At 69.8% G+C, this 7,044-nt stretch carries 6 protein-coding genes; 3 read left to right on the top strand and 3 right to left on the bottom strand.

All coding sequences use genetic code 11. From position 1 onward, the window contains the following. Positions 1-264, top strand: a 264-nt coding sequence (locus G401_RS58200; protein ID WP_034594759.1) for an IS30 family transposase, incomplete at its 5' end; no start/stop codon positions are given. A gap of 541 nt (positions 265-805) precedes the next feature. Here G401_RS58200 and G401_RS0141950 read toward each other — a convergent pair. Beyond that, positions 806-1,987 carry an LCP family protein gene (locus G401_RS0141950; RefSeq protein WP_027347211.1) on the bottom strand — a complete coding sequence of 394 codons (1,182 nt, stop codon included), beginning with the start codon at positions 1,985-1,987 and terminating at the stop codon, positions 806-808. Between the two features lie 169 nt (positions 1,988-2,156). Between G401_RS0141950 and G401_RS0141945 the strand changes: the two genes are divergently transcribed. Both G401_RS0141945 and G401_RS53990 read left to right on the top strand, forming a co-directional pair. Further along, the gene (locus G401_RS0141945) at positions 2,157-2,744 is read left to right on the top strand and encodes a GNAT family N-acetyltransferase (RefSeq protein ID WP_027347210.1); all 588 of its coding nucleotides are present in this window, start codon (positions 2,157-2,159) and stop codon (positions 2,742-2,744) included. Between the two features lie 155 nt (positions 2,745-2,899). Further along, positions 2,900-3,652, top strand: coding sequence for an ATP-binding protein (locus G401_RS53990; RefSeq protein ID WP_051368002.1), 753 nt, complete (start codon positions 2,900-2,902; stop codon positions 3,650-3,652). Between the two features lie 48 nt (positions 3,653-3,700). Here G401_RS53990 and G401_RS0141935 read toward each other — a convergent pair whose 3' ends face one another. Both G401_RS0141935 and G401_RS52040 read right to left on the bottom strand, forming a co-directional pair. After that, entirely contained in the window at positions 3,701-4,249 is a 549-nt protein-coding gene (locus tag G401_RS0141935; RefSeq protein WP_027347209.1) for a response regulator, read from the bottom strand. Next, positions 4,246-7,044 (bottom strand): HAMP domain-containing protein (locus tag G401_RS52040; protein WP_034594757.1); only part of this gene is annotated, 2,799 nt, incomplete at its 5' end. The genes G401_RS0141935 and G401_RS52040, both read right to left, overlap by 4 nt.

Genomic DNA, 7,044 nt, shown 5'->3' with positions numbered 1-7,044 from the left:
GCCGAACACCACCACATCCAACTCGCCACCGACTGCCGGGTCTACATCTGCGACCCGCACTCACCCTGGCAACGCGGCACCAACGAAAACACCAACGGCCTACTACGCGACTACTTCCCCCGCGGCCGCTTCGACTTCCGCACCATCGACCAAGCCGGCCTCGACGTGATCGCCGACCAACTCAACCGGCGACCACGCCAAACCCTCGACTGGGACACCCCCACCGAACGCCTCAACCAACTCCTACTTGCACCCACCGGTTGAAACCACCATCTCGGCCGCTCTTGATCACCAGCCCACAAGCTCTCGAATCCCCATATCGGACAGTCGCGACAAAGCCCAGCCAGCCCAACGCCGAAACGGCCGCCCCTTCCCCCGCACCCCACCGCACCCCGCACCCCACCCCCCGCACCCCGCACCCCGCACCCCGCACCCCGCACCCCGCGACGATCTTGCGCGAATGTACCGGCATTCAGGGCATTCCCGACGAAATTCGGGACACTCGCGCAAGATCGTCGCGGCGCTGGGTATACAAGTCGGACAGTCGCGACAAAGCCGAAGCACACGAGCACACGAGCACACGAGCCCCACGAGCCCCACGAGCCCCACGAGCGCGGGAGTTCAGGAGCAGGGGTGCGAGGGCGACCGGACCGCGGCGAACGATGCGTCGCCCCGCTCACCTGGCAGTGGAGGCCTCGTCACGAAGTGGCGAGGCCGTAGCGGTCTCCCGCGCGAGGAGCGGAGGTGAGATCGACGAACCCGGGACAAAAGGTCTTCAGGACTTTGAAGGGTTTGATCCCACCGGCTACGAGGCGTCGGGGATCAGGTATTCGGGATTCTCGCTGATGAACGGGCCGAGGTTGTCCGCCGCCGTCGCCGCGAACAGATCCTTCGTCCCCTGCGTGATCCCCTCGCCGCCGCTGACCGAGGCGTACGTGCCGGAGTTGGTCTTCAGCGCGATCAGGTCCGCCCCGGCGATCGCCTTGAGGCCGAAGATGAAGTCGTTGACCTGTACGCCGTTCGTGTCCATCTTCAGCGCCGCGCCGGCCGCCTCGACCAGGGACGCGACCTTGGACGGGTTGGTGATGACGCCGGTGCTGGTGGCCTTCTTCGCCATCGCGCGGATGAGCTGCTGCTGGTGGCGCTGCCGGTCGTAGTCGGAGTTCGGCAGGCCGTACCGCTGGCGGGCGTAGTCGAGCGCGTCCCAGCCGGGCAGGTCGCGGCAGCCCTTCTTGTGGATGTAGTTGTTCGCGATCTCGTGTTCCTCGTCCCGCTTCACGTCGTAGACGATCTTGCCGTTCTTGTCGTACGAGTAGTGGCTGGACCAGGTGTCGCGCTCCACGCACATGTACACGCCGCCGAGGGCGTTGATGACGTTCTTGAAGCCGCCGAAGTCGATCTGCACGACCCCGCTGAACTTGAGCCCGGTCAGTTCCGCGACGGCCTCGGTGGCCAGCCGGGCGCCGCCCTGCCAGCCGTGCTTCTCGGAGCCGAACGCGTACGCGGCATTGATCTTGGTGGTGGCCCCGTCGAAGCCGAGGGTGGAGTCGGCCGGGATGTGCGCGATGGTGTCCCGTGGGATCGAGATCATGTACGCCTGGTCGTGCGTGGCCGAGACGTGCAGGATGATGATCGTGTCGGAGCGGGACAACTCGCCCGACTGCTGCCAGCCGTCACGGGTGTCGAGGCCCAGCATGAGCAGGTTGAAGGCGCCGCTGGGGATCTTGCCGGTGCTGGCGCTGTTGCCGGAGTCGCCGTTGAGCACGGTGTCGGTGGTCTCGATCTGGCCGGTCAGCTTGCCCAGGTAATAGTGGGCCGCCGCCATGCCGCCGAAGCCGGTGACCGCGACCAGGACGCCGAGCACGGTGAGCGCGACCGCCCAGAAGGGCGCGCGTCCCTTGCGCTCCTTGCCGTCGACCGGTCCGCCGGGGGTGCCCTCGACCGGGTCGGGCTTCTGCTTGGCACTCTTGCTGCTGTAGACCGACACGTGACTCCTGCCCGCACACAGAGCCCATCAGGGGCACAGCCCGCACGGGGAACGGGCCATGGACCACCATAGCCACGGGGTACGACGGGATGCCTCCCCCGGGCCGGTCCTTTCCGGCCGCCCGGCGCAAACGTCTTGCCACGTCAGCGGCACTGCGGTACAAATCACCGTGCTCCGCGGTGAGAAGACGGCGCTGCGCGCCCGTCATGAATCAGACATTCCCGTGCTCCAGGCGGAACTGCACGACGACGTCGAGACCCGGTCGCGGGCCGATTCCCGCCCGTGGCGTCCTATTCCTCCGGATTCACCGCATTCCCCGTACCGGCTGCGGGAACCGAGCGACGACGTGGTGATCTTCTCCGCCGTCGCCCTCGCGCCGCTGCACCATCCCGGGGCCCAGCCCTCTCTCGAAGCTCGGGACCAGCCCGAACTGGTCGGGGAGGCCCTGCTGTGGGCGGTCGACCTGCACAACCGGCTCGCGCACATCGGCATCTCGCTGCGGCCGGCGTACCGGGGCCGGGGCCTGGGGACCGACATCGTGCGGACGCTGTGCGACTACGGGTTCCGCATCCGCGGGCTGCACCGTCTGCAGATCGAGACGCTCGCCGACAACCGGGCGATGATCACGGCCGCCGAGCGCAACGGCTTCCGGCACGAGGGAACGCTGCGCCAGCCGGCCTGGGTCGCGGGCGCCTTCGCCGACGAAGTGATCTACGGGCTGCTCGCCCCCGAGTGGGAGGCGCGCCGCGTGGACTAATGGAGACGCCGGAGTTACCGTCGTTCTGTCGCATCGGACCGCTGTCGGATCACACCGCTGTCGTATCGGACCGCTGTCGTATCGGACCGCTGTCGTATCGGACCGCTGTCGGATCGGACCGCTGTCGGATCACATCGTTGTCGGGGCTGAGGGGCATGACCGTCACCGTCGCATCCGCCACGCGTACCGGCGGGGTCGTGCGGCTCGTCCTCACGGGCACGCTCACCACGGAGTCCGTCACGGTGATCCGCCAGATCCTGCACCGGCACCTGGCCGAGGACGTGACCGCGGTCGTCGTCGACGCCGCCGGGCTGACCAGCCAGTCGAGCATTCACCTGACCGTCTTCCCCACCGTCGCCGGCCACCAGGGCCCGCCCGCCCCGGCGCTGCTGCTGGCCGCGCCGTCGGCCGCGCTGCGGGCCATGATGGGCGGCGGCGTCCTCGGCGACATCCCCGTCTTCGACACCTTCGAAGCGGCGTACGCGGCCGCGGTCGACGCGCCCGACCCAAGCCGGCGGCGGTTGCGGCTGCCGCCCGCGGTGACGGCGCCCGCGGCCGCCCGCCGGTTCGTCCTGGCCGCCTGCGCCGACTGGCAGGTCGACGACGCGGCCGAGGCCGCCGAGCTGATCGTCTCCGAGCTGGTCGCCAACGCCGTCGAGCACGCCCGCACGGAGATGACGCTCATCGTCGCCCTGCGCGGCTCCCACCTGTACCTGGCCGTGCAGGACGGCAGCGGGGTGCTGCCCGTCCCGACCGCGGTCGACCATCTGGCCGCCGACCCGCCCGCCATCCGCGGCCGGGGTCTGCACCTGGTCAACATCCACGCCACGGCCTGGGGCAGCCTGCCGACGAGCGACGGCAAGCGGATCTGGGCCGCGATTCGGGTCCGCGACCGGAGCTTCGGCTGACCGGCTGCCCCTGCCCGGCTGCTCCGCTGACCGGCTGACCGGTGCGGGCTAGCGGGACGTGCGGGCCTGGAGGCCCTGGGCGGCTTCGAGGATCTCCGCGGCCCGCGCCACGTCGTCCCCGCGCAGCGCCGCCAGCGCCGTACGGGCCGCTTCGGCGTACGCGCTGACCTGCTCGGCCTGCCGCTGGATCTGACGGTTCTGCGCCCACATCTCGATGAACACCGACACCTTCGCGCGCAGGATCCACGGGTCGAGCGGCTTGGTGAGGTAGTCCACCGCCCCGGCCGCGTACCCGCGCAGCGCCATCGACGCGTCGCGGTCGGCCGCCGTCAGGAAGATGATCGGGATGTGCCGCGTACGCTCACGGCCCTTGATGTGGGTCGCGGCCTCGAACCCGCTCATCCCCGGCATGTACGCGTCCAGCAGGATCAGCGCGTACTCGTCGACCAGCAGCTGTTTGAGGGCGGCCTCGCCGGAGTTGACCGCGACCGTCTGCACCGCCATGCCCTGCAGGATCGCCTGCAGCGCGAGCAGGTTGTCGCTGCGGTCGTCGACGAGCAGGACCTTCGCCTGCTCCCCTGGTCCAGCTGTCCTCATCGGCCTTCGCCTTCCTTGCCGCGTACCCAGCCGGCCATCATCTGCAGCAGCTCGTCGAGGTCGACGGGCTTGGTGATGTAGTCGCTGGCCCCGGCCGTGATGGCGGCGTCCCGGTCGCCGGGCATGGCCTTGGCGGTCAGGAAGATCACCGGCAGGTTGACCAGGTGCGGATTGGCCCGGATGATCCGGGTCGTCTCATATCCGTCCTGCTCGGGCATCATCGCGTCCATCAGGACGACGTCGATCTCGGGGTGGGCGGCCAGCAGGCGCAGCCCGTCGGAGCCGTTGTCGGCGTACAGGACCCGCAGGCCCTGCAGCTCCAGCGCGCTCGTCAGCGCGAACACGTTGCGGACGTCGTCGTCGACGATCAGCACGGTCGCCCCGCCCAGCTGCCGCGCGGCCGGCGCACCCTGCGGTGCACGCTCCACGGCCTCCTCCGGCCAGCGCTGCTCCTCCGGCCAACGCTGCGTCGCCGTACGCGCGCCGCGGACCGGTCGCCGGGGCGCGGCCAGGATCGCCGGCGTGGCCATGCCCGAGCGGAGAGCCGCGGGGCGTGGCGGGGCCGGCGCCTCGACCGGTTCGGTGGCGAAGATCGCGGGCAGGTACAGGGTGAACACCGAACCCTCGCCCGGTGTCGAGGTGACCGCGATCGCGCCGCCGAGCAGCCGGGCGAGTTCCCGGCTGATCGACAGGCCGAGGCCGGTGCCGCCGTACTTGCGGCTGGTCGTGCCGTCGGCCTGCTTGAACTCGTCGAAGATGACGGCCAGCTTGTCCGCCGGGATCCCGATGCCCGTGTCGCGTACGGCGAACGCCACCGCCTGTCCGGCCGAGCGCAGCGTCGGCTCGGCGAACTCCAGCTCCGCCGGCGCGATGCCGATCTCCAGGCTGACCGCGCCCGCGTCGGTGAACTTGACCGCGTTGGACATCAGGTTGCGCAGGATCTGCTGCAGGCGCTGGGCGTCGGTGGTCATCAGCGGCGGCAGGTCGGCCGCCAGCCGCACCGCGAGTTCGAGACCCTTCTGCTCGGCCTGCGGCAGGAACGCCTGCTCGACGTAGGCGCGTACCTCCGCGAAGGCGACCTCGCCGAAGTCGACGTCCATCCGGCCGGCCTCGATCTTGGACAGGTCCAGGATGTCGTCGATCAGCGCCATCAGGTCCGAACCCGCGTTGTGGATCGTGCGGGCGAACTCGATCTGCTTGGCGGTCAGGTTGTCGTCCGGGTTGTCGGCCAGCAACCGCGCCAGCAGGAGCAGCGAGTTGAGCGGCGTACGCAGCTCGTGGCTCATGTTGGCGAGGAACTCGGACTTGTACTGGGACGCGGCCGCCAGCTGCTGCGCCTTCTCCTCCAGGCCGAGCCGGGCGAGTTCGATCTCGCGGTTCTTGATCTCGATGTTGCGGTTCTGCTCGGACAGCTGCTCGGCCTTCTCCTCCAGCTCCGCGTTCGTACGCTGCAGCTCCGCCGACTGCTCGCGCAGCTCGTGCGCGAGCCGCTGGGACTGGTCGAGCAGCTCCTCGGTACGCCGGTTGGCGAGGATCGTGTTGAGCGCGACGCCGATGGTGCCGACGAGCCGGTCGAGGAACTCCAGCGACAGGTCGGAGAAGGGGCTCACGCCGCCGAACTCGATCACGCCGAGCAGCGACCCCTCGAACAGGATGGGCAGGATGATCAGGTCCTCGACCGCGATCACGCTGGTACCCGAGGAGATGCTGCGGGCGGCGCCGCCGGACACCTTGATCGCGCGGAGGTCCGCCGCGGCCTGCCCGACGAGGCCCTCGCCGAGCGACACGGTGACGTTCTCGCCGGCCGAGCCGAGCCCGTAGGTCGCCGAGCGGCGCAGCCGGCCCTCGCGACCGGGCGTCGCCTCGTGCAGGAAGAACGCGCCGAGCTGGGCGTTGACCAGGGGCGCCATCTCGCTCATGATCATCTTGCCGACCTCGCCGAGGTCCCGCTGGCCCTGCAGCAGGCTGCTCGACCGGGCCAGGTTCGACTCCAGCCAGCCCTGCTCGGCGTTCTTGGCGGTGGTCTCGCCGAGCGTGATGATCATCTGGTTGATGTTGTCCTTCAGCTCGGCGACCTCGCCCTGCGCCTCGACCGCGATCCGCTGGGTCAGGTCGCCGCGGGTCACCGCCGTGGACACCTCCGCGATCGCGCGCAGCTGCGTGGTCAGCGTCGAGGCGAGCTGGTTCACGTTGTCGGTCAGGTCGCGCCAGGTGCCGGCGACGCCGCGTACGTCGGCCTGGCCGCCGAGCTTGCCGTCCGAGCCGACCTCGCGGGCGACGCGCGTGACCTCGTCGGCGAACGACGACAACTGGTCCACCATCGTGTTGACCGTGCTCTTCAGCTCCAGGATCTCGCCCTGGGCGTCGACCGTGATCTTCTGCTTCAGGTCGCCGAGCGCCACGGCCGTGGTGACCTGCGCGATGTTGCGCACCTGGGCGGTCAGGTTGGACGCCATGAAGTTCACGTTGTCGGTCAGGTCCCGCCAGGTGCCGGCGACGCCGCGTACCTGGGCCTGGCCGCCGAGCTTGCCGTCGGAACCCACCTCGCGGGCCACGCGCGTGACCTCGTCGGCGAACGACGACAACTGGTCCACCATCGTGTTGACCGTGTTCTTCAGCTCCAGGATCTCGCCACGCGCGTCCACCGTGATCTTCTGCGACAGGTCGCCCTGCGCGACCGCGGTGGTGACCTGGGCGATGTTGCGGACCTGGGCGGTCAGGTTGCCCGCCAGCTGGTTCACGTTCTCCGTCAGGTCCCGCCACGTGCCCGACACACCCGACACCTGCGCCTGACC

This window comes from Hamadaea tsunoensis DSM 44101, assembly GCF_000428945.1.
Lineage (GTDB): Bacteria > Actinomycetota > Actinomycetes > Mycobacteriales > Micromonosporaceae > Hamadaea > Hamadaea tsunoensis.
Note: the sequence above shows the minus strand (reverse complement) of the source record. Positions and strands in the feature narration are given on the sequence as shown.